Origin of the sequence: Sediminispirochaeta smaragdinae DSM 11293 (genome assembly GCF_000143985.1) — a bacterium.
Classification (GTDB): domain Bacteria; phylum Spirochaetota; class Spirochaetia; order DSM-16054; family Sediminispirochaetaceae; genus Sediminispirochaeta; species Sediminispirochaeta smaragdinae.
This window is the reverse complement of record NC_014364.1, coordinates 2,633,391-2,656,050: the sequence shown is the minus strand read 5'-3', so window position 1 is coordinate 2,656,050 and position 22,660 is coordinate 2,633,391. Positions and strand designations below refer to the sequence as shown.

Annotated in this window: 18 protein-coding genes; all 18 read left to right on the top strand. The window is 48.8% G+C overall.

Features of this window, described 5'->3' with window-relative positions; translation table 11 throughout:
• The 18 genes from SPIRS_RS12440 (at window position 1) to SPIRS_RS12355 (ending at window position 22,590) form a co-directional block, all read left to right on the top strand.
• Window positions 1-402, top strand: a complete 402-nt coding sequence (locus SPIRS_RS12440) for a hypothetical protein (protein ID WP_013255040.1) — start codon at window positions 1-3, stop codon at window positions 400-402.
• Window positions 403-455: 53 nt separating this feature from the next.
• On the top strand, window positions 456-803 hold the full coding sequence (locus SPIRS_RS12435; protein WP_013255039.1) for a RasGAP domain-containing protein: 348 nt from the start codon (window positions 456-458) through the stop codon (window positions 801-803).
• Between the two features lie 93 nt (window positions 804-896).
• Complete coding sequence (locus SPIRS_RS12430) at window positions 897-1,514, top strand: V-type ATP synthase subunit E (RefSeq protein ID WP_013255038.1); 618 nt, start codon at window positions 897-899, stop codon at window positions 1,512-1,514.
• A 12-nt stretch (window positions 1,515-1,526) separates the two neighbouring features.
• Window positions 1,527-2,099: a DUF2764 family protein gene (locus SPIRS_RS12425; protein ID WP_013255037.1), complete on the top strand. Its 573-nt coding sequence runs from the start codon at window positions 1,527-1,529 to the stop codon at window positions 2,097-2,099.
• Window positions 2,099-3,865: a V-type ATP synthase subunit A gene (locus SPIRS_RS12420; protein ID WP_013255036.1), complete on the top strand. Its 1,767-nt coding sequence runs from the start codon at window positions 2,099-2,101 to the stop codon at window positions 3,863-3,865. Before SPIRS_RS12425 ends, SPIRS_RS12420 begins: the two co-directional genes overlap by 1 nt.
• An 18-nt stretch (window positions 3,866-3,883) precedes the next feature.
• Window positions 3,884-5,179 carry a V-type ATP synthase subunit B gene (locus tag SPIRS_RS12415; protein ID WP_013255035.1) on the top strand — a complete coding sequence of 432 codons (1,296 nt, stop codon included), beginning with the start codon at window positions 3,884-3,886 and terminating at the stop codon, window positions 5,177-5,179.
• A 4-nt stretch (window positions 5,180-5,183) separates the two neighbouring features.
• Entirely contained in the window at window positions 5,184-5,780 is a 597-nt protein-coding gene (locus SPIRS_RS12410; protein WP_013255034.1) for a V-type ATP synthase subunit D, read from the top strand.
• A gap of 14 nt (window positions 5,781-5,794) precedes the next feature.
• Window positions 5,795-7,606, top strand: a complete 1,812-nt coding sequence (locus SPIRS_RS12405; RefSeq protein WP_148224074.1) for a V-type ATP synthase subunit I — start codon at window positions 5,795-5,797, stop codon at window positions 7,604-7,606.
• Between the two features lie 30 nt (window positions 7,607-7,636).
• Window positions 7,637-8,068: an ATP synthase subunit K gene (locus SPIRS_RS12400; protein WP_013255032.1), complete on the top strand. Its 432-nt coding sequence runs from the start codon at window positions 7,637-7,639 to the stop codon at window positions 8,066-8,068.
• Between the two features lie 73 nt (window positions 8,069-8,141).
• Complete coding sequence (gene ispG, locus SPIRS_RS12395; protein WP_049784630.1) at window positions 8,142-9,191, top strand: flavodoxin-dependent (E)-4-hydroxy-3-methylbut-2-enyl-diphosphate synthase; 1,050 nt, start codon at window positions 8,142-8,144, stop codon at window positions 9,189-9,191.
• Between the two features lie 20 nt (window positions 9,192-9,211).
• Window positions 9,212-10,129: a tetratricopeptide repeat protein gene (locus SPIRS_RS12390; protein WP_013255030.1), complete on the top strand. Its 918-nt coding sequence runs from the start codon at window positions 9,212-9,214 to the stop codon at window positions 10,127-10,129.
• Between the two features lie 22 nt (window positions 10,130-10,151).
• A complete protein-coding gene (uvrA, locus tag SPIRS_RS12385) occupies window positions 10,152-12,977 on the top strand; it encodes an excinuclease ABC subunit UvrA (RefSeq protein WP_013255029.1) in 2,826 nt (941 codons plus the stop codon).
• Window positions 12,974-16,150 (top strand): LPS-assembly protein LptD, encoded by a 3,177-nt coding sequence (locus SPIRS_RS12380; RefSeq protein ID WP_013255028.1) that lies wholly within the window; start codon window positions 12,974-12,976, stop codon window positions 16,148-16,150. Before uvrA ends, SPIRS_RS12380 begins: the two co-directional genes overlap by 4 nt.
• 60 nt (window positions 16,151-16,210) lie before the next feature.
• Window positions 16,211-17,167: a PhoH family protein gene (locus SPIRS_RS12375; protein ID WP_013255027.1), complete on the top strand. Its 957-nt coding sequence runs from the start codon at window positions 16,211-16,213 to the stop codon at window positions 17,165-17,167.
• On the top strand, window positions 17,145-19,343 hold the full coding sequence (locus SPIRS_RS12370) for an HD family phosphohydrolase (RefSeq protein WP_013255026.1): 2,199 nt from the start codon (window positions 17,145-17,147) through the stop codon (window positions 19,341-19,343). The genes SPIRS_RS12375 and SPIRS_RS12370 overlap by 23 nt, the downstream gene beginning before the upstream one ends.
• Window positions 19,330-19,791 carry an rRNA maturation RNase YbeY gene (ybeY, locus tag SPIRS_RS12365; RefSeq protein WP_013255025.1) on the top strand — a complete coding sequence of 154 codons (462 nt, stop codon included), beginning with the start codon at window positions 19,330-19,332 and terminating at the stop codon, window positions 19,789-19,791. The genes SPIRS_RS12370 and ybeY overlap by 14 nt, the downstream gene beginning before the upstream one ends.
• On the top strand, window positions 19,788-20,573 hold the full coding sequence (locus SPIRS_RS12360) for a hemolysin family protein (protein ID WP_013255024.1): 786 nt from the start codon (window positions 19,788-19,790) through the stop codon (window positions 20,571-20,573). Before ybeY ends, SPIRS_RS12360 begins: the two co-directional genes overlap by 4 nt.
• The gene (locus tag SPIRS_RS12355; RefSeq protein WP_013255023.1) at window positions 20,554-22,590 is read left to right on the top strand and encodes a tetratricopeptide repeat protein; all 2,037 of its coding nucleotides are present in this window, start codon (window positions 20,554-20,556) and stop codon (window positions 22,588-22,590) included. The genes SPIRS_RS12360 and SPIRS_RS12355 overlap by 20 nt, the downstream gene beginning before the upstream one ends.
• Window positions 22,591-22,660 lie beyond the last annotated feature (70 nt).

The following is a 22,660-nucleotide window of genomic DNA, read 5'->3' as shown; positions in this document are numbered from 1 at the left end:
ATGGTAAATCCCCAGATGGAAGAGTGGGAAGATTTTCTTAAAAAGAGCTTCGATGAAATAGACGAAGCACTGGAGAATCGTTATGGACAGCTTTACCCCTTACATCCCAACAGACCTGCGAAGGGAGAAACGGCAAGTAAAAGCAGGGACGGCCTCTTCAACGTCGGGGCCGCCTTCTCCCCCGGTTTCGGTTCCGAACACGGCAGGGGTTGGGTCGTGGAAGTGGATATGGTTACCCTTGCAAAGGTTCCAAAATCAGTGCAGAGCGAGATCGAAGAGACGGTTGCCTCTATGCTGCAGGAGAAAATTGAGACTGCCTATCCCGGAAGAGGAATTCGTATTGCAAGAGACGGTACCGCCTTTAAAATTTACGGAAACATCGGTGTTAAGTATCGGCTTTAATCTTGCGGATACCGATAAAGACCTATAGTATTACCCTTACGAGGTAGAATAATATGAAGGAGAAATTACGGAAGTTTTTACGTATCCTTTCGGTTGAGATTTCGGCCATGGAAGAGGGGATTGTCGTATTACTTGATTCTACCAGTGAGCGTCATGATCGCCGTGAGATCACCGAATATGTCTGGACAGAAAATAGTGCACTACTTCGCCATGAACTGCAAATTCTGAAGGCGATTCATGAAGAGGTAGATCATCTTTCGGCCGAAAGTTTTTCCTCCGTCGATGAAGCGAGGATAGCTGTTTTATCAATTTTAACGGAACGAAGCGACGCTCCAAAGGCATTGCATGGCTTTTTCCAGAGGCGGATGGAAAAAATTTACCGGTATATTGACGAGGAATGAAGTCCTCGGTTTCCGTATTCTCTTGATGAATGGTCTGTCACCATGTATGATACGGAATAGATAAAATTTCACTGAATTGGCGAAGGGGTTGTTATGGATGTTCAACTGAAAGAGCTGATAGAGACGATTAAAAGCGAGGGGGTCGACAATGCCGAGGCCCAGGCTAAAGAAATCGTTAATGAGGCACAGAAAAAGCGAAATGAAATTATAGCCGATGCGGAACAAGAGGCGGCCCGGATCCGAGAAAAGGCCGAAGAAGATGCGGCCAAAATGCAGGCGACTGCCGAAGAATCGATCCGGCAGGCAGGAAGAGATCTGCTCCTTAGTCTCGAATCATCGATTACCTCAATGCTCGATGCGGTGGTAAAGAAGGAAGCGGCTTCAGCCCTCACCGGAGAAGGCCTATCCAAAGCCATCGTCGCCCTTCTTTCCAACTGGAGCGAGGAGAAGGATTCCCTTGAACTCCTACTTCCTGAAAACGAGCGAGTGGAAGTGGAAGAGTATCTTAAAAAAGCGCTTGGAACCAAGATGAAGAAGGGCGTTACCGTCAAGCCTGTGGCCGGAATAGAAGCCGGCTTTAAGATTGCCGAGGAAGGCGGAAGTGCCTACTACAATTTCACGGCCGACGGAATTGCCGAAATTCTTTCTCAGTATGTAAGTCCCCGGCTTTCCTCTTTGTTGCGGGAGAGTGTAAAAGGCCAAAAGGAATAAGGGAGGCGGCAATTGGCTCAATACTATTATACGATTGCCACCCTGCCGTTCTTTTCGTATGACGTAGCCTCCGGTATACGTTCGGAGGATTTTCTTGCACGTTGTGCGGAAGATATGTCAGATGCCGCCTACCGTTCCCTTCGTTGTGCAAAACTTGATATTTCCGACCAGGAAGAGGGTGAGCTCCCCGCTTTTCTTATCTCCTGGTACCGATTTGAACAGGAACTTCGTAATGAACTGATTCGTTCCAGAGCGCCGGGCCTTGGCATGGATGCCGCAACGTATCTGCGCCCCGGCGAAGGACCGACGGGAATTGAAGAGATTGTCCGCGATGCCCTGGGGCAGCCGACCCCCCTACAGGCGGAAGATGTGCTTAATAAGGCACGTTGGCGGAAGCTTGAGGAAATGGAGGTCGGTCACTATTTTGACCTTCAACGAATGATGATTATCTATCTCAAATTGCAGCTTTTGGAAAGGAAAGGGGCCTTCCGCCCCGAGCTTGGTACAGAGCGATTTGAAGAAATTTATGCAGACGTACGGGAAGCGGTTGCTTCTGCTTCCTCAACCGGGAATGGAGAGAGCTGATGGATAGGAGCAGTGGTAAAGTCATAGGCGTAAACGGAAATATGGTATCGGTCTTAGTCGACGGTACCGTCTCTTTGAATGAAGTGGGATATATCGTTTTAGATGAAAAACGCCTCAAGTCGGAGGTTATACGAATCCGGGGAGACCGGGCTGAGATGCAGGTTTTTGAGATGACCGGTGGAGTCGGAGTTGGCGACAGTGTGGAGTTTACCGGAGAGCTGCTGGCTGTAGAGCTTGGTCCCGGTTTGCTGACGCAGATCTACGACGGCCTTCAGAACCCGCTTCCCGAATTGGCCCAGCAGTGCGGCTTCTTTCTTCAGCGAGGAGTCTACCTGAGTGCTTTACCTCGGGACAAAAAGTGGGATTTTTCTCCCAAGGTGAAGGTTGGAGATAGTGTTACCGCAGCCGATACCCTTGGAACTGTCCCCGAAGGGATTTTCGAGCATCGGATTATGGTTCCCTTCGATAAGCAGGGAAGCTACCGCATAAAAAAGATGGAGTCGGCTGGAAGCTACGACATCGATCATGAGATTGCGGTGATGACCGATGAAAAGGGAAACGATATTCCCCTTACCATGAGCTTTCATTGGCCGGTAAAACGGGCTATTTCCTGCTTCGACGAGCGACTTAAGCCGACTAAACCGATGATCACCAAGGTCCGTCTGATCGATACCTTTTTTCCGGTGGCCCTCGGCGGGACCTACTGTATTCCCGGTCCATTCGGTGCCGGAAAGACAGTCTTGCAGCAGATTACCAGCCGACATGCCGAAGTGGATATCGTTATTATTGCGGCCTGCGGTGAACGTGCAGGTGAGGTCGTCGAGACATTGAAGGAGTTTCCCGAACTGATCGACCCGCGAACGGGAAAAAGCTTGATGGAGCGGACGATCATCATCTGTAACACAAGTTCCATGCCGGTTGCGGCCCGGGAAGCCTCGGTCTATACCGCTGTTACGCTGGCCGAGTACTACCGGCAGATGGGACTCAACGTTCTCATGCTTCCCGACTCCACGAGCCGTTGGGCCCAGGCAATGCGTGAGATGTCCGGTCGTCTTGAAGAGATACCGGGAGAAGAGGCCTTTCCCGCCTACCTCGAATCGGTTATCGCCGGTTTCTATGAACGTGCCGGTGTGGTCCGGCTCAAAGATGGATCGATCGGATCGGTCACCATCGGTGGTACCGTAAGCCCCGCCGGAGGGAACTTCGAAGAGCCTGTGACCCAGGCGACCTTGAAGGTCGTTGGTGCCTTCCACGGACTCTCGCGGGAACGGTCGGATGCAAGAAAATATCCGGCTATCCACCCTCTGGACAGTTGGAGCAAGTATAGTGGGGTCATCGAGCCCCAGAAAACCGAATACGCCCGGCAGGTTCTGCATCGGGGCGATGAGGTGGGGCAGATGATGAAGGTCGTCGGTGAGGAAGGCACCAGTATCGACGACTATATCATCTATCTCAAATCCGATTTTATCGATTATGTCTACCTGCAGCAGAACTCCTTTGATCCTGTCGATGCTGCGGTAGGCGTGGAGCGTCAGACCTACGTCTTTAATCTGCTCTTCGAAATTATCGGTTCGAACTATGATCTTTCCCAGAAGGATGAGGCTCGAACCTATTTCAACCAGTTGCGCCAGCGCTTTCTCGATTTCAATGGAAGCGAATGGAAGTCTGATGAGTTTGTTGCCCAGGAAAAGATGATCCGTCAGATGTTCGACGAAAAGAAGACCGGTTTTCAGGAAGATGCGAAACGGCTGCTAAAGCAGGCATAGTGAAAGGTGGGAGAAACGATGCGCAAAGTATACAGTAAAATTGAGGCGATCGCCGGAAGTGTTATTACCGTAAAGGCAGACGGGGTCCGCTATGATGATCTTGCGGTGGTAAGCAGCCGTCACGGTGATTCGCTTGCCAACGTTATCCGACTCGACGGAGATCGGGTTTCCCTTCAGGTTTTTACCGGAGGTCGGGGAATATCCACCGGAGACGAGGTGCGTTTCCTCGGTCATCCGATGCAGATCTCCTATTCGGAAAACCTACTCGGGCGGATTTTTACCGGAAGCGGTAAACCCAGGGATAATGGTCCCGAGCTTAACGAGAACCTGATCGATATCGGGGGGCCTTCGGTAAATCCGGCCAAGCGTATCATCCCTCGCAATATGATACGTACCGGTATTCCCATGATCGACCTCTTTAATACCCTGGTGGAGAGTCAGAAGTTGCCGATCTTCTCCGTTTCCGGAGAGCCCTACAACGAGTTGCTGGCTCGAATTGCCATGCAGGCGGAAGTCGACCTGATCATTTTGGGAGGTATGGGGCTTAAGTACGACGATTACCTCTATTTTAAAGAGACCCTTGAATCCGGCGGGGCCATGAGCCGTACCATCTTTTTCGTACACACGGCGGCGGACCCCATCGTTGAATGTCTTTTGGTTCCGGATATCGCCCTTGCCGTGGCCGAAAAATTTGCCCTTGAAGGAAAGAAGGTGCTTGTCCTTCTTTCTGATATGACCAACTTCGCAGATGCTTTGAAAGAGATGTCCATAACCATGGAGCAGGTTCCCTCAAACCGTGGGTATCCCGGAGACCTTTACAGCCAGCTTGCAAGTCGATACGAAAAGGCCGTCGATTTTGAGGGGTCCGGTTCAATTACCATCCTTGCCGTTACTACCATGCCGGGAGATGATGTTACCCATCCTGTTCCCGATAATACCGGATACATCACAGAGGGGCAGTATTACCTCAAAGGAGGAAGAATCGAGCCCTTCGGAAGCCTTTCACGACTGAAGCAGTCGGTCAATAAGGATACCAGAGAGGATCACCGGGCTCTTATGGACGGTATGATCAAACTCTATGCCGCATACAAGGAGTCGCTGGAGAAACGATCCATGGGATTCCGTATGACCGACTGGGACAATAAGCTCCTGAAATATGGTGTGCTTTTCGAAGAGCAGATGATGGACCTTTCGGTGAATATTCCCCTTGAAAAAGCGCTGGACAACGGCTGGGAGATTCTTTCCGAATGTTTTACCAAGGAAGAGACCGGTCTGAGAACGGAATTGCTCAACAAGTTCTGGCCGAAAGGATGATGTGATGGCGGCGGTAAAGCTGACCAAAAACGAACAGAAAAAACAAAAGGATGCTCTTAAACGGTACCAGCGCTACCTTCCGACCCTTATGCTGAAAAAGCAGCAGCTGCAGATGGTCATCCGTCAGGTCGAACAGAAGATCAGGGACATTGAGGCAAAGCAGAAACAGCTTCGTGACGATCTTGCCAGCTGGATAGCGGTATTCGGTGAAGATGTCGGAATAGGGGAGTTGGTTCGAGTCAAGGCTGTGGACCGGGAAATGGGAAATATCGCTGGTGTCGATATACCGGTCTTTCGCAAACTGATTTTGGATACCATCCCCTATGACCTGTTTGAAAAGCCCCTTTGGGTTGATAAGGGTGTTGTGACCCTGAAAGAAATTTCCTCCTTGGATGCTGAGATTGAGATTCTGCGCCAGCAGGCAGATCTTCTGGGCGAGGAATTACGGATCACGACGCAGCGGGTCAATCTTTTCGAAAAGGTAAAAATACCCGAAACAAAAAAGAACATCCGAAAGATTCAGATCTATCTTAGCGATCAGCAGACAGCTTCGGTGGTTCGCGGAAAGATTGCCAAGAACAAGATTGTGAGGGTCTCTTAGCGATGATTGTACCTATGAAAAAGGTGGTTTTGGTTACCACCGAGACACGAAAAAGCGATTCAATCGCAAAATTGCAAGATTTCGGTCTGCTTCATATTGAACAGCTGGCCGGAAGTGGTGAGCGATTGGAAGAGCTGAAAAAAACCAGAGACATGGTTGATCGTGCGATTTTTACCCTTTCGCCTGATGCTCCGGAGGAAAGCGGCGGCCCTTCATCTTTTGATGCTGCATTGGAACTGGCACGAAGGGTGAATCGCCAGGCCGAACGCATCCGGGAATTATCCGATGATGTTGAACGCTTTGAGCGGGAACGTGAACGGGTTGTACCCTGGGGGGATTTTGATCCCCTGATGATCGAAGAATTGAAGAAACGGGGGATAGCTTTACGGCTTTTCGAACTTAGTGCCGAGCAGGCAAAAACGGCCGGTACGGTGAAAAATCTTTTTCCCGTACGAACAACAAAAAGCGTTCGCTATGTTGCGGTTGTGGATGATGGAAGCCTCGCTGCCGAGGGCTGGAAAGAGTTTTTGCCTCCCGAGAAACCACTTTCCGAGATCGAAGGTGCAATTGAAGACCGACATTCCCAGATCACCCATATTCAGGAAGAGCTTGATCGCCTTTCTTCGAGCCGAAACCGTTTGGCAAGGGTGCTTAATGAATTGGACGAAATGGTTCAGTTTGAGAATGTTGTAACCGGCATGCACTCGGAAGGGACGATTGTTTACCTGAAGGGGTTTATTCCCGAAAAGCGAAGCGAAGATATCAAAAAGATGGCCGCTAAAAACGGTATGGGGATTATCATTACGGATCCCGATGATGAGGATCAAGTTCCGACTCTGGTTGAAAATCCCAAGGCCATCTCCATTATCCAGCCGGTTTTCGGTATGTTGGGAACGATACCTGGCTATCACGAACGGGATATTAGTCTCTTTTTCCTTATCTTTTTCAGCATCTTTTTTGCTATGATTATCGGCGATGCAGGGTACGGCCTTATCTTCCTCATCCCTGCTCTGCTTGGAATGCGAAGCGGCAGGAAAAAAACGGGGAAGGTCCCAACGGCCATGGTGCTGCTTACGGTTTTGAGTTCTTGTACAGTGGTTTGGGGCGCCATTACCGGTACCTGGTTCGGATCTCAATTTCTGGCAGAGCTTCCCCCCTTAAAGGCCTTGACGATTCCCGCCATAGCCAGTTTTGGATCGGAAGAGAGTTCTCAAGTGATAAAATTCATCTGTTTTGTATTGGGAACAATACATCTTTCTATTGCCCACATTTGGAATTTTATGACAGAGGTGAAGAAGAAACCTATGATCCGTGCTTTTGCCCAGCTTGGCTGGCTCTCGATGGTTTTGGGCCTTTTTTATCTTGTTCTGAACCTTGTTCTTGATGCAGAGAAATTTCCCATGCCGACCTACAGTATTTACATGATCATAGGCGGCTTGGCGGCTGTCTTCCTCTTCGGCCAGCAGGAGGGAAATTTCATCAAGGGTGTTCTTAAAGGGATCGGTGGTTTTTTGACAACATTCTTGGATTCTATTTCCGCCTTTTCCGATATTATCAGTTACATACGTCTTTTCGCCGTCGGACTTGCAACGGTTGAGATCGCAAAAAGCTTCAATGCCATGGCTTCCGGATTGGGAAACGACGTTGTCGGGATCATCGGTAGTGTTCTGATCCTTCTCCTCGGCCATGGACTGAATCTTGCCATGGGAGCGCTTTCCGTGATCGTACATGGTATACGATTGAATGTACTGGAATTTTCAGGTCACTTGGGAATGGAATGGACTGGGGTTGCATATGACCCCTTTCGAAAAAAAGAAACGAAGTAAATACTTCATTTAGAAAGAAGGAGAGAGCAGATGAACTTCGGAATGTTAGGAATTGGAGCAGCCCTTGCTTTTGCGGCAATGGGATCAGCCTTTGGTGCCGGTGCCGCCGGAATGGCTGCAGTCGGTGCATGGAAAAAGTGCTTTGCACAGAACAAACCGGCACCATTCATGCTGGTTGCCTTTGTTGGGGCTCCCCTTACTCAGACCATCTACGGGTATATTCTGATGAATACCCTCAAAGGGGTTGCCGATACGGCGAATGGTTGGCTTTTGCTTGGTGTAGGCTTGTTCGGCGGTATTGCAATGGGACTTTCCGCTTTTTTCCAGGGAAAGGCTGGCGCATATGCATCCGATGCCTTGGCTGAAACAGGTAAGGGATTTGGTAACTATATCATGGTCCTTGGTTTGATCGAGACGGTTGCCTTGTTTGTTATGGTATTTATGATGGGTGTCGTCGGATAGGCTCACCAAATTCATGTATATAAAGCCGGTCCTCCGCCGATGGCATACGGGCCGGCTTTTTTAAAGTGGTGTAATGAACATGCTACGAGAAAAAATTCCCGTCGGGGATCTCTTTATAGGAGGCGACGCTCCCGTAACGGTCCAAACCATGTGGAAGCGTCCTCTCGGTGAAACTATTGATGATGTGTTGGCATCCATACATGATTTTGCGGCCTTTGGTTGTGATCTAATACGGTTTTCGGCTCCCCGTCTTGAAGATGCGAGAATCATCGGATCGATTGCCAAAAGAAGCCCGATCCCGATCGTTGCGGATATTCATTTTGATCATCGCATTGCTCTCGAGGCCATTCGTGCAGGTGTCCATAAGGTCCGCATTAATCCTGGAAATATAGGATCACGGGAAAAGGCCGAGACGGTGCTTCGTGCGGCCGCCGATGCCGGGGTTGCAATTCGCGTCGGTATAAATGGAGGATCTCTGCCTCGAACGCTTCGCAATCACCCCGATCGTGGAGAGGCCATGCTGCTTGCTGCCGAAGAGGAGATCGGTATTCTTGAGAAAATAGGCTTTAGCCGGGTGGTCTTCAGTCTGAAATCGTCCGATATTGAAAGCAGTGTAAAAGCTAATACCCTTTTTTCACAGCGATATCGCTATCCTCTGCATATAGGTCTTACAGAATCAGGGCCCTTGGTTCCCGGAACGGTAAAGTCGTCGATCATGATTTCTCGCCTTTTGCTTATGGGCATCGGTGATACTATCCGTGTAAGTCTTTCCGAAGAACCGATCAAAGAGGTGATGGCCGGAGTTGAGATCCTTAAAGCCCTTGGACTTCGCAAGAATGGAGTTAGGATTATCAGCTGTCCTCGGTGTGGCCGTTCAACCTTCGACCCTCATGCCTTTCTTGCCCGTTATGAAAAAGAGTTATTGAAAAGCGACAAATCACTTACGGTTGCGGTTATGGGCTGTGTCGTGAACGGTCCGGAGGAGGCCCGTCACGCAGACATTGGCATAACCGGCGCAGGAAGGGAAGTGATTGTCTTTCGGAAAGGGTCTATAGTCTATAAAGGGGAAGCGGAAAGGGCGTACAAGGCCTTTTGGGATCAATTTTCATCCTTTGAAGGGTGATCGCTCGGGAGGAATTTACGGTGGTAAAAGCTTGCAGAGATGGTGGTGGAAGCGTTTTTCTCATCGGTATGATACTTCTCTTCTGTCTTGTTCCTGGGCTTTTTTCACAAAGTACCGAGGGCCCCCCCTCCTGGATCTTGCTGGAACGGGGAAAAAATTCCTTCCACGACGGTGAGTTGGGAGTAGCCCTATTCTATTTTAGAAAAACCTTGGAGCGGGGCGATCTCATAGCAGACGGATATACCTGGACGGGAAAGGTGTATGAGGCGGAAGGTGAACTTCTTTTGGCAGAGCAGGCATATCGCAACGCCATCGAGCATGAAAAGAGCTTCTATGTGTGGGAAGAACGGTATACCCCACGAAAGCTCCTTGCGAGGGTTTTAGAGCGGGAAGGTAAGCAGGAAGAAGCAATCGCCGTGTATGCAGAGATTATCTCGATGCAGAAAAAAGAGTATCCAGTTCAGGAAATTCCCGATAAGCTTCTCTTGAGTAACTACCTCGAAAAGGGACCTGATAAATTCCTTGAGCTCTATCGCCCCGAAGGTAGCCAAACAATTCCCGCCCATGCCGCTTTGGGTACTCTTTTTATGGAAAGAGGGGAGAGTGATGCGGCAATGGGACATTTGCTGCTTGCATGTACCATCCCGCTTTCCATGACCATCGATCTCCTTTTATCCCGAGAGCCTGGATATCGCTTTATCACCACCTCGTATGGTTATGAGAATACCTTGAACCTTCTGAAAAAGGGGGAGGCCGATGACGATATTGCGCTTTTTTTCGAGGATGCGGGAATGTATGAGTCTCTCTACCATTTTGCCTCCCTGCTGGAACAAGAGGGTGCAAAAGAGCGTGCCTTGGAACTCTTTACCATCCTGAGCTACCTTAACGGCGGTGGGCGCTGGCGTCTTCTTGCAGAAGATGCGCTTGCCGGTTTTTAGGAAATTTCGTACTCTCCTGTTTATGAATAAGATCATCATCAAGGGTGCTAGAGAGCATAATCTGAAAAATATCGATATTGAGTTGCCGAGAGACAGTTTGATTGTGGTGTCCGGACTTAGCGGTTCCGGTAAATCAAGCCTTGCCTTTGATACCATCTTTGCCGAGGGGCAGAGGCGTTATGTCGAATCCCTTTCTGCCTATGCCAGGCAGTTTCTCGGAAGAATGGATAAACCTGATCTCGACTATATTGAGGGGCTGAGTCCCGCCATCAGCATAGAACAGAAGACAACCCACAAAAACCCCCGTTCGACGGTGGGAACTGTTACGGAAATTTACGACTATTACCGGCTGCTCTGGGCCCGGATCGGAAAGGCCTATTGCCCCAATTGCGGGGATCCAATCCAGGAGCAGTCGATCGATCAAATCCTCGATATATTGCTTTCGCATCCGGTAGATACGAAATTGATGATCCTTGCTCCTGTTATTCGGGGGAAGAAGGGGGAACATCAGAAGATATTTGAAGATGCGAGGAAGGCCGGATTTGTTCGTGTTCGGGTTGATGGTCGGGTAGCTTCTTTGGATGAAGAGTTTACACTCGAAAAAAATAAGAAGCACACCATTGAGATTGTGGTTTCCAGATTGAAGATGAGTCGTGATATACGAAAGCGACTTGCCGAGGACGTAGAAACCGCCCTTTCCGTTGCCGATGGTTCTCTTATCGCCGTTACGGCGACAAAGGATGGCGAGAAAGAGGCGTTTTTTTCCCAGAAAAATGCCTGCCATCGCTGTGGGTTTAGTATGCCGGAACTTCAACCCAGGCTCTTCAGTTTCAATAATCCCTATGGAGCCTGTCCGGTTTGTTCCGGACTTGGAATGACCCTTGAGTTCGATCCGAAATTGGTGATCCCCGATAGGTCTCTCTCTTTCAACCAGGGGGGCATCGCCACCGCAAATCCGGATTCCGCCTGGCATCGTAGCTGGTTTGAGGCTTTGGCGGAACATTACAATTTTTCTCTTGATACCCCCTTAAACGAACTTCCCGAGAAAATTTTCGACATTATCTTAAACGGCAGCGACGATGAAATCGATGTTACCTACGTGAACAGGAAGAAAACGGGTAAGTTCGAGTATTCGACCCAGTTCCGCGGAGTCCTCAACGACCTGAAACGGCGATACCTCGAAACAAATTCCGAGGGGATAAAGCAGTGGCTTGAGAGTTTTATGTCCCAAAAAGAGTGCCCGGCCTGTGGCGGAAAGCGGCTGAAACCTGAAGCTCTTTCCGTAAAGGTCGGGGGAATTTCGATTTTTGACCTCACCAGCCTTTCCGTGGATGATTCTCTCAACTTTTTTTCGAAGCTGAAGCTAAGCGAGACCGAAAAAAAGATCTCATCTCAGATTATGAAAGAGATCGTCGACAGACTCACCTTCATGAAGAGTGTCGGCCTGGAATACCTTACCTTGGAGCGCCGTGCAAGTACCCTTTCCGGAGGAGAGGCCCAACGAATCCGCCTTGCGACCCAGATAGGATCAAGTCTTGTCGGCGTTCTCTATATCCTGGATGAACCGACCATTGGTTTACATCAACGCGATAACGATCGACTCATTGCAACCCTTAAGCATCTTCGGGATATTGGCAATACATTGATTGTTGTGGAACATGACGAGCAGACCCTTCGTACTGCCGATTACATTGTGGATCTCGGTCCAGGGGCTGGCGTTCATGGGGGGCATGTCATTGCAAAAGGAACCTTGGAAGAGATCCTTGCAAACAAAAAAAGTATAACGGGAAGGTTTCTTAGCGGAAAAGAGACTATTGCCGTTCCTCAGGAGCGCAGGCAAGGTAACGGAAAACAGATCCTCCTTAAAGGTGCCAGGGAGCACAATCTTAAAGGGATAGATGTTGCCATCCCGCTGGGAAAGATGGTGGTTGTCACAGGGGTGAGCGGGTCCGGAAAGTCGACGTTGGTAAGCGATGTCCTTTTTCCCGCAATCTCGAATCGAGTGGGGAAAAGCAAACTCCCCGAGGCTTCCTACGATGAAATTCTGGGACTCGAAAACATCGATAAGATCATAAATATCGATCAGTCTCCCATCGGAAGGACCCCGAGGTCGAACCCTGCTACCTATGTTGGCCTCTTTACTCCTATTCGCGAGCTTTTTGCCTCTCTTCCCGATGCAAAGGCACGGGGATACAAACCCGGCCGCTTCTCTTTTAATGTGAAGGGAGGGCGATGTGAACATTGTCAGGGCGATGGAACGATTAAAATCGAGATGCATTTCCTACCCGATGTCTACATTACCTGCGATGTGTGCAAGGGAAAGCGCTTCAATCGGGAGACCCTCGATATCCGATATAAGGGAAAAAACATTCACGAGGTCCTAGAAATGACTGTAGAAGAGGCCCGGGAATTTTTTTCTCACATACCCTCTGTTAAACGTAAACTTGATACCCTCCATTCTGTGGGGCTCGACTATATTAAACTTGGACAATCCGCCTTAACGCTCTCGGGAGGGGAGGCTCAGCGGGTGAAGTTGAGCCTGGAATTATCTAAGCGCAGCACCGGAAAGACCTTCTATCTTCTGGATGAACCGACAACAGGGCTCCATTTTGCCGATGTAAAGAAGTTGATGGAAGTGCTCCACCAGTTGGTGGACATGGGGAACACGGTGCTTTTGATCGAGCATAATCTCGACGTGATCAAACAGGCAGATCATATCATCGATCTTGGTCCTGAAGGTGGAGCGGCAGGAGGGCAGGTGGTTGTCACCGGTACTCCCGAAGAGGTGGCTCGATACAAGAAGAGCTATACCGGTCGTTATCTGCAGGATCTCTTGGACGGGAGATGAAGCAAGGGGCACGCAACTATTGTATGATGTACCGCTTCCCCCTCGTTTGGGCAATGGCTTTGTTGTTCTTTGGGGGGCAGCTCCTTTCCGCCGAGACGACGATCCGTGTGGAGGAGGCGGAATCTGCCGAGAGTTACAGCGATCCCCAATCAAAAGAACACTATTTTGAATTGCAGGGAGATGTCTCCATCACCCTTGACGATAAAAAGAATGGAACACTTCACAAGGTAACGGCCGACTATATATTGTTTAATCGGGATACCGGAGTCCTCTCCGCGAAGGGAAACGTCGTGTATGAGCTTGTCCGCAACGACAGTTCCGAGCTCTTTCGCGGAGAAAGCCTAGTGTTCAATACCGAAGATTGGTCGGGAACCTTTTTCTCCGGTGCCAGCAGCAAGGAGGAAACGGTAGAAGAGAAGAGTGTCACTTTCTTTTACAGTGGAAGGAGCATTCGGCGTTTTTCGGACGGAAGTGTGGTTCTTGATGACGGTGTTATCTCCTCAAGCGGTCTGGAAGAGCCTTACTACCGTATTAAGGCCAAGCGCATAACCATTTTTCGCCCCGGAGAGTGGGCCGTAAAGGATGCCACTCTATATCTTGGAAGAATTCCGATACTCCCGCTTCCCTATTTCTTCATGCCGGGCGACACCCTCTTTATCCATCCGAACTTCGGTTACAACCTGACAAAGGGATATTTCCTTCAAACCACGACCTATCTTCGTGGTCAATCTAAGGAGGAAGAAGAGAGCGGACTTTCCTTTCTGGAATATCTCGATGGCTCTTCGGATTCGTTTCGTTATGAACGTGATGGGCTTTTTCTTACAAAGGTTCCGAGCGAAGAGAATGAGGAGACAAATAACGGTTATATCAAACTGGTTGCCGACTACTATACCTATCTCGGCCTCCTTACGGCACTTCAAGGCGAGTATGAGGCCTTGGGGGCATGGCAGAAGCTTTTTTTCTATGCTGGTATAGCCGAGACCAGGGAAATTGATCAAAGTTCCTACGGCTACACGACTCTTATCGAAGATGACGGAAGCTATGATGTTGACTGGCAGGAGCCCATGATTCTGGGAAATTCCTTCCCTTTTCGCTTTCGTTTTGATTTTTCCGGTGAACGGAAATTGACAAAGTGGTTCACACTTTCGATGGATCTTCCTCTCTACTCCGATCCCACGGTACGCAGTGATTTTCTGCCTCGCAAAGAGGGAATGCAGTGGAAGAGCTTTATCGATTCCGATTCTGTTCTCGAAGACGAAAGTGGGGATGCCGAGGACGAGGATGAGGAGCTGAACCCAAGCATTGAAATTAGTTCTACGGATCCTCTGGTACTTTCTAAACGGGGGGATATCACCTTTACCCTCGACTCCTTGGCCATAGCCGCAATACTTGCTTCGGAAGATGGTTCAGGAACTACACTGTATCCTCTAGGCTATTACTATCCGGAATCTTTTGACCTTCCTAATCTTTCCTTTTCCCTTACAGGTTCTCTTTTTGATACCTTTTCCACATCCCTTCAGACAAGCCAAGGGGATAGCGAATCTGACCCTTCGGCTGAAGGTGGCATTGCATTGCCCGGAGCCTGGCCGGGAGAGCGTGACGTTGCAAATGATGTATTCGATATCGAGGTGGAAGGAAACGGTGCTGCCCCCTCTTCCATATCAGAGGATGCTGATTTCTCCTCAAGCAATTCCTCTCTCTTTCAAAATTCCCTTGGTTTCAGCATCAAGCCGAGCGCGTCACAGGAAAATGTATACAATGTCACCGATTATGCTTCCGCCGAAGATGTCTCCCTGGATAAGGATTACACCCTCACCAAGCTGACCGGAACGGCGGCTCTGAATTACAAGGCCGCGATATGGCAGGACTTTTTCAGCTTCGAAAATAAGGTACTCTTTTCCGGAACGTACCAAGACCATACCATTTATAGTGACGAATTGGACTCTGATTACGGAGAGGATGCCGATGAATCTGCGACCCGTTACGATGTAACAAATAGCTTTGCCGCTACCTGGAAGCCGTTTCTTGCCAGCGATCTATGGAACGATTCTTCAGTCGTGTATGAAGGAACAAGTACCGTGCTTGCCGGTAGATGGGAGGGGGATAGCGACACAAGTTTCAATACAATCCCATTGACCTGGAGCGAAGACAGTATCACCAATCATCTGTTTACGACCTCTTTTGTACGTAAGGAGGTGGAAAGCAGTCAAAGCCTTTCAACTACGCTGCAATTGCCGCCAAAGGATCTTTATGTTAAGCCTGTTTTGGCCGTTGAAAACAACTGGATGGAACTGAGTGGAAAGGGGATATGGACCTATACCGCGCATGATTGGTATTCTGATTATCTCATTTGGGAACTCGGTATAACCCCCTTCGATTGGCTGACACTCAGCGAAAAGGTCGACCTTGGAATGGATTCGGACGACCATGATCTTGCCGCCTCCACCGTCGCTTTTTCCTTTTTTGATGAAAACATCGAACTCAGCAATGCCCTTACCTGGGATTTCGACGATCAGGAGGTCGATAGCTATGAGGGTGAGGTAACACTTTTCCCGCTGTATGTTGATTTTTTGGCCAAGAGGGCCTACGACTATGAATTGACGAACTCCGGATGGGAAAAGCAGGAAGATGACTGGGCTTTCAGGCCGTACAGTATTGAGACGGGACTCAAATTTGAATTCGATCCCGATCCCTTTTGGAAGCGACGAATTGATTTGTCTCTTTCGCTCGGTAGTTCATGGGAAATGAATCTTATCCGATATTCGGAAAATGAGTTTACCTTTGATCTCTCATTCAAGCTTTCGATAGCTGAATTCCTTGATATCGAATTTTCTTCGGTTTCCAGCAACACGCTTACCTATCAATATTTTGATACCTATTCCGATGATCCTCTGAATATAGTGAGCGATCTTTTGGACTCTTTTGCCTTTTTCGACCGATCAAGGCGAGAAGCTTCCAATTTCAACCTTGAAAGTATTTCGATAAAAGCTGTACATTCCATGCGGGACTGGGACCTCAACTTTGTCTATTCAGGAAGCCCTGAGCTTGTTGATAATGACGACGGACTCTCCTATTATCAATGGCGACCGGAATTTTCGATTTTTCTGCAATGGCGGCCCATTCCGGAGATTAAAAAAGAGGTCTCATACAGCGACGATGAGTATGATTGGTAGCCGTTTCCCGACCTTGACGATTCCATACTCTCTTGGCTACACTACAAAAAGGAGCGTTTATTGAGCGATTCATTTACCATAGTCTTGGACGACAACCGTTTCTTGCGGGATATTTGTGGTCCTCAGGACGAAAATTTGCGAGGGCTTGAGCATCTGCTTGGTGCAAGGGTTGTCGCAAAGGGCAACGAAGTAATTCTTGATAGTGCCGATACCGAAACGAAGGAGTTGTTCAGCAATCTAATCGGGAGAATGAAAGCGCACAGAAAGGCGGGGCAGGTCGTTACGCCGAACGTCGTCAAGACCATTTTTTCGTCGCTTACCCAAAACGGCGAAGAGAAGACCGATATGCTGTCGGATCTTAATATTTCCATACCAAGTAGCCCAAAGGTTTTTCCCCGAAACTATCACCAAGCAGCTTATATTGATGCCATGTCCTCCAACGATATTGTTTTCGGAATAGGCCCGGCCGGTACGGGAAAGACTTTTTTGGCGGTTGCTCACGCCTTAAAAGAGATTCTTGAACGTAAAAAGAAGAAACTTATCCTGACCAGACCGGTGGTGGAAGCGGGTGAGAGCCTTGGGTTTCTTCCGGGAGATCTTGCACAGAAAATAAGCCCCTATCTGCGCCCTCTTTACGATGCCATGGATCGGCTTATCTCCTATCAAGTTTTGAATCGTCTTGAGGAGAGCCGGATCATCGAGATCGCTCCGTTGGCGTACATGCGCGGCCGAAGCCTCTCGGAGAGTTACATCATTCTGGATGAAGCCCAGAATACAACACGCGAGCAGATGAAAATGTTCCTCACCAGGATTGGAGAAAATTCGAAGGCCATCATCACCGGTGATATCACCCAGATCGATCTCCCGGGAAAGCAGCAGTCGGGACTCATCCATGCTATGCAGGTGCTATCTTCGATTGACGAGATCCGATTTTGCCATTTTGAATCGGCCGATGTGGTGAGGAACGGACTGGTAAGAAAAATCGTACACGCATATGAACGTGAAGAAGCAAGATAGTATCCATTTGTCTCATCGTGCCGCTCCGATCGCTACGGCGGTGGCGTTTCTTATTGCCGCCGTGCTTTCGCTTTTTTCTCCGCAAATGGGCGGTTTCCTTTTCCGGGAAAATTACAGTCGCTTTTCCGCCGGACAGATTGCCGATCGTGATCTGGTCGCTCCAAAAGCTGTTGAGTATGTGAAGTCGACGGAAACCACACGAAAGATCGAAGAGGCTCGAGCGCAGGTCTTACCCGTCTATGCCGCCCAGGAAAAGGCCATCTTGGAAAGCCTACATAGTCTCGAACAGTTTTTTGATTATCTGAATGAAAAAAGAGCCCTGGGAAATTCTCCTTCTCTTTTGGCGGAAATTGAGTCACGATTCTCGGTGAGACTTGATCAAAGAGAGCTTGAACTCCTCCTTCAGGGAAATACAAAATCAAGTTCCCTGTTTCCGCTCATTGAGGAGCTTGTTACCGATTTTATGGAGCATGGTGTTTTCGAGTCGCTGCCGCAGGTTTCAGGGGATTCCATCATGCTGCAACGCTGGGAGCATGGAGAGAAGGGAAAGAGTGTTCTTAGTATCGGTGATCTGATCATTCCCTCTCGGATTCCCGATGCCGTTCGCAGCTCTTTAGCAGGGACCGGAATAGATGAAAAGACTCTTGACCTCATCGAAAGATTAACACTTCATTTCATCACTCCGAATGTCAGGTTTGATTCGGTACTAACGGAAGAGGCAAAGGCTAAAGCAGCGGCCGGTGTCGCACCGGTAACCGGAGAAATCGAAGAGGGGGAGCGAGTTATTCGAAAGGGTTTTATCGTTACCGAAAACGATATGGAGAAGATTCAGGCAATAAGTCAAGCCCAGACTGGTATTCAATACGGCATGATCATTGCCACCTTCCTGTACCTTGCCCTCATGTTTTTTCTCGGTTTCATTCTTCTTTCCCCTTATTTGCAGCCTCGCTGGCGTACATTCCAGTTTCTTATGCTCATGTTGATAACATGGCTCTTCTTTTTTGCAAGTGCGGCTCTTTCCTTCTTCCTTACGGGAGAGGATTGGACCATGTTGCGGGCTTTTTTTCTCCCTTCCGCTCTTGTTTCAATGCTTATAACCAGCATGATCGGTGAGAAGGCCGCTTTCCTTTTGATCTTTCTTTCCGCCTTTTCCATTGTGCCCTTTGTGCCGATTGGAAAGATGGATTTAATTTTTATAATCGTTTCAGGTTTAACCGGTATTCATGTCATCCGAAAATCGGAGCGAAGGATCGATCTCGTGCGGGGTGGGGCGCTAATCTCTTGTATCCACCTTTTGATGGTCCTGGTAATCGGCTTGCTCTCGAAAAAGCCTGTATCTTGGTTTGCTTCGGCAGCAGGTCTGGCTATTATTAATGCTCTGGCCTGTACGGTTCTCAATTTGACTATTCTTCCCGTAATTGAACATTTTCTGAATGCTCCTACGGTATTTAGGCTCATTGAACTTTCCGACATGAATACTCCGTTGTTTAAGCGGATGATTATGGCTGCTCCCGGTACCTACAGCCATTCCGTCAGCGTCGCCAATATGGCTGAATCTGCCTGCAGGGCGATCGGAGTGAATCATCTGCTTGCAAGGGTAGGAGCCTACTACCATGATATCGGAAAGATTGAACAGCCTGAATATTTTATAGAAAACCAGACCGGTAACAATAAACACGACGAGCTTAAGCCAAGCCTATCGGTTGCGGTTATCAAAAGTCATGTTAAGATTGGAATAGAGAAAGCGAAGGAGTTAAAGCTTCCTCCCGAGGTGGTCGATATTGTTGGTCAGCACCATGGTAACGGTTTGATTGAATACTTTTATACCGAAGCCTTGAAAAATGAAGAGGAGAATCAGAAGATAAGTCCGGAGGAATATTCCTATAATGGATCCCCGCCGGTTTCCAGAGAGGCCGCGGTTGTTATGCTCGCCGATACCATAGAGGCGGCCACGCGTACCCTGAAAAAACCGACTGTTGCGAAGCTCGAAAAGTTTATTTGGTCTAAGATTATGGATAAAGTGATAAACCGGCAGATGATAAATTGTGATCTTACCTTTCGGGATATGGAGAAGATCAAACAGAGTTTTGTTCAGATACTTGCCGGACACTTCCATTCTCGCATAGAATACCCTAAAGCGGAGGAAGGAAAACGTAAAACCCATGAACAGAGTTGAAGTCGACGCCAAAGATGTTGAACCGCCGTCGTGGTTGCCCGCGATCGAACCTTTTTGTGTGGCAGTGCTGCGCTCTCTGGACATTTTGAACTGGGAACTTTCCATTCTCTTTTGCAACGATGATACCATGAGGGATCTGAACAGAACCTGGCGTGGCATCGATGCACCTACCGATGTGCTATCATTCAGTCAACTGGAAGAAGAAAACGTTGTTTCCGGATCCGAAGATGGATCGGTATACGCTGGCGATATTGTAATTTCTCTTGATACCCTTGATCTTCATTCGAAACTCTTCTCTGTAGCCCGCGAAGAGGAGCTGAAGCGGCTGTTGATTCATGGGATCCTTCATCTCGCCGGTTATGATCATGAAACGAACGAAGGCAGCGAACCGATGTTGACGCTGCAGGAAGAGATCGTGAAAACTTTTTCAGGAGTGAGGCTGTTTTGAAACGCACTGGTATCCTCGGTAAGTTGTTCGGTCGAAGCAACAATTCCGAGGAAGAGGATTTCAGTAATTTAAATTTCGAAGAACAGGATATGATTAAGGGGGTCGTAACCCTTTCCGACACAACGGTGAAAGAGGTGATGGTTCCTCGAATCGATGTGGAGTTTATCAGTAACGAGGCCTCCAAGCAGGATTTGCTGGAAGCTATGATTCACTACGGCTATTCTCGCTATCCGGTCTATAAGGATACCATCGATAATGTCGTCGGTGTTCTGTATGTAAAGGATCTTCTGCCAGCATTTATGAGAAACGAGGCGATCGATATTGGTTTGGTTGCAAGAAAGCCTTATTTCGTACCGGAAAGCAAGCGCTTGGATTCTCTCCTTAAGGAATTCCGCCGTCGAAAGGTACACATCGCCGTGGCCGTTGACGAATATGGTGGCGTTTCGGGTATCGTTTGTCTGGAGGATATCATTGAGGAGATTGTCGGTGATATTCAGGATGAGTTCGACAACGAAGAGGAAGATATACTTGAAATAGGCGAGGGCGTCTATCTCTGTGATGCCCGGGTTGATATTGAAGACCTGAACGAGCAGGTAAAGCTTCAGCTGCCCGATGATGATTTTGATACCTTGGGCGGTTTTGTCTTCGATCTTTTTGGAAAAATTCCTGTCCGCTATGAAAAAGTGACCTATAATAATCTTGATTTTATCATTCAAGATATGGAAGGACACAAAATTAAAACGGTGAAGGTGATAAAGAGGGATGCCGCTGTTACGGCCTAATGTCTGCAGATTTGTACCTGCTCTCCTGTTTTTCCTCATCTGTATCAATGTGCTTTGGGGACAGTCTAAGGCTGTGGAACTTTACACGCAGGGGGAGGCGGCCCGGAATAGCGGGAAGAGCGAGCTTGCAATGGAGCTCTATAAGGCATCTCTTCAAGAGAATCCCAATTATCGTGAACCCTATCTGCGTTTGGCGGAGATCGCCTTTTACGAGGGCTCCTCGGAGGAGGCCCTTGCCTACGCCGATACTGCTGCAAAGCTTGGCAAAGAAGCATGTGATGTGGATGTTTTGCGCGGGCGAATACTGACGGATCTGGGAAGGTTTACTGAAGCCCAGGAGCTTCTTTCGACTGTGCTTTCAAAACAGCCGAACCTTGTTTCCGCCTACCGTGCAATGGGGGAGCTGGAGATTGCCAGGGGAAGCCTGCGTCGCGCATTGGTATGGTATGATAGGGCGCTGAACATCGATCCTGTCAATCGAATTGCTCTGCTTTCATCGGTGCCGGTGACGGATGCTCTCGAACAGTGGAACGATTCGGAACAGGTTCTTTTGCGGGCTGTGGAACTCTATCCCGAATCGTTTTTCGTGCATCTGACTGCCGCACGACACTATCTTGAGATAAACGATCTTTCCCGTGCCGAATATCATTGTGATGTGGCCCTTCGTATAGAACCGGAAAATCGCGATGCCCTTCTCTTCTATGCCCTTGTTCTTTCCAGACAGGGACGCTATGAGGATCTTCTCAATCGACTCAACTCGGGCGATTCAAAGGGATCGTCCGCATCTCTTCTTGATGATTATCTTGGTTATTACCTGAAAGGATCGGCACAGAAGGCCCTTGGCCGTTACCCGGAAGCCCTTGACTCCTTTTCCGCCGTCCTCCGCCTTCGTCCGGAGGATCAGATAAGCCGGATCGTCTATGAGCAGATTCTTTCATCCGAAGTCGACCGAAGTCTTGATGAGAATACAAAAAGAATCGATGAGGCTGTCTTGTATCATCTTACCCTTGCCGATCGGTATCGAGGTCGAAATCGCACAGATAGCGCGATGCGGGAGGTCCGCAGGGCTCTCAAACTTGATCCCGACTCTTTCTCCGCTCGCCGGATGTATGCGGATCTATGGTTGCTAAAAGGTTTTCCGGCAAAGCAGCTCTCAATTCTTGAAGTGCTTGAACGCCAGGGAAAGCTCGATACTTCAACTAGCGATACCCTTGAGGTCTATCGCCATGAGCTTAACCAATCTGTTTCCGAGCGCTGGAATATTGATCAGTTTTCACTTGATAGGTTCCGTTATCAAATTCCGGTATATATTAGCGGTGAGAGAGGCTCAATGCTCCACTCGCTGAGTAAGAATGAATTGGCTTCTTATGTCGCCCATGTGATGAACGGGTATGAAAAGCTTTCGGTTCCCGAGGCGGCTGAAGTAGGTTCTTTTGCAGAAGCCTATGGCCGAGCTCGGGCTCTTTCCGCTCATTATTTTGCGCTCATCGTTCTTTCTGAGGACGAAAGAAGTTTTACCCTTGATTCCGAATTGTACGGTGGCTCCACCGGGGCTCTAATAGAGCGTCAGAGGATCTACCGCACAGGGAATGAACGGGTGACCGATGCTATCGGCATTTGGGTCGACCGCCTCGATACCGACTTGCCTGCTCTTGGTAAAATGCTGCGCTATTCCTTCGCGTCGGGCCTTATGGATCTGGGAACCATTGATGGGGTGGAGAATGATGAGGCCTTCATGATCTTGCCGAAGGATAAACTTGCTGTGCGGAAAGAGGGGCTCGGCCTTCGTTTCGAAGCCTCAGATGCGGTGGGAACCTTCACCGTTACGTCAAGGGATGAGATGGTTTCTGAAGGGGACGTGGCCTCGAATCGGTTCTATGACCTTATTAATCCTGGTGATTGGGTGGTCAAAAAGCCCGATGCCGACTCTTCTCCGCCCCCAAAAGATAGTGTTCAGTCTTCTTCACAGCCGTTGTCCCATACCGATGTGTATAAATCGGTGTCTGGGATACGGTGATTGATTGACACGTAAAATCCTTTTCCGTATAGTTTAAACACAATTGCGTTTATTCCAATTCAGGAGGATA

Bases quoted from the DNA above. Each gene is read 5' to 3' on its own strand.
- SPIRS_RS12440 (WP_013255040.1), top strand. From the start codon at position 1: ATGGTAAATCCCCAGATGGAAGAGTGGGAAGATTTTCTTAAAAAGAGC.
- SPIRS_RS12435 (WP_013255039.1), top strand. From the start codon at position 456: ATGAAGGAGAAATTACGGAAGTTTTTACGTATCCTTTCGGTTGAGATT.
- SPIRS_RS12430 (WP_013255038.1), top strand. From the start codon at position 897: ATGGATGTTCAACTGAAAGAGCTGATAGAGACGATTAAAAGCGAGGGG.
- SPIRS_RS12420 (WP_013255036.1), top strand. From the start codon at position 2,099: ATGGATAGGAGCAGTGGTAAAGTCATAGGCGTAAACGGAAATATGGTA.
- SPIRS_RS12415 (WP_013255035.1), top strand. From the start codon at position 3,884: ATGCGCAAAGTATACAGTAAAATTGAGGCGATCGCCGGAAGTGTTATT.
- SPIRS_RS12410 (WP_013255034.1), top strand. From the start codon at position 5,184: ATGGCGGCGGTAAAGCTGACCAAAAACGAACAGAAAAAACAAAAGGAT.
- SPIRS_RS12405 (WP_148224074.1), top strand. From the start codon at position 5,795: ATGAAAAAGGTGGTTTTGGTTACCACCGAGACACGAAAAAGCGATTCA.
- SPIRS_RS12400 (WP_013255032.1), top strand. From the start codon at position 7,637: ATGAACTTCGGAATGTTAGGAATTGGAGCAGCCCTTGCTTTTGCGGCA.
- ispG (WP_049784630.1), top strand. From the start codon at position 8,142: ATGAACATGCTACGAGAAAAAATTCCCGTCGGGGATCTCTTTATAGGA.
- uvrA (WP_013255029.1), top strand. From the start codon at position 10,152: ATGAATAAGATCATCATCAAGGGTGCTAGAGAGCATAATCTGAAAAAT.
- SPIRS_RS12380 (WP_013255028.1), top strand. From the start codon at position 12,974: ATGAAGCAAGGGGCACGCAACTATTGTATGATGTACCGCTTCCCCCTC.
- SPIRS_RS12370 (WP_013255026.1), top strand. From the start codon at position 17,145: ATGAACGTGAAGAAGCAAGATAGTATCCATTTGTCTCATCGTGCCGCT.
- ybeY (WP_013255025.1), top strand. From the start codon at position 19,330: ATGAACAGAGTTGAAGTCGACGCCAAAGATGTTGAACCGCCGTCGTGG.
- SPIRS_RS12355 (WP_013255023.1), top strand. From the start codon at position 20,554: ATGCCGCTGTTACGGCCTAATGTCTGCAGATTTGTACCTGCTCTCCTG.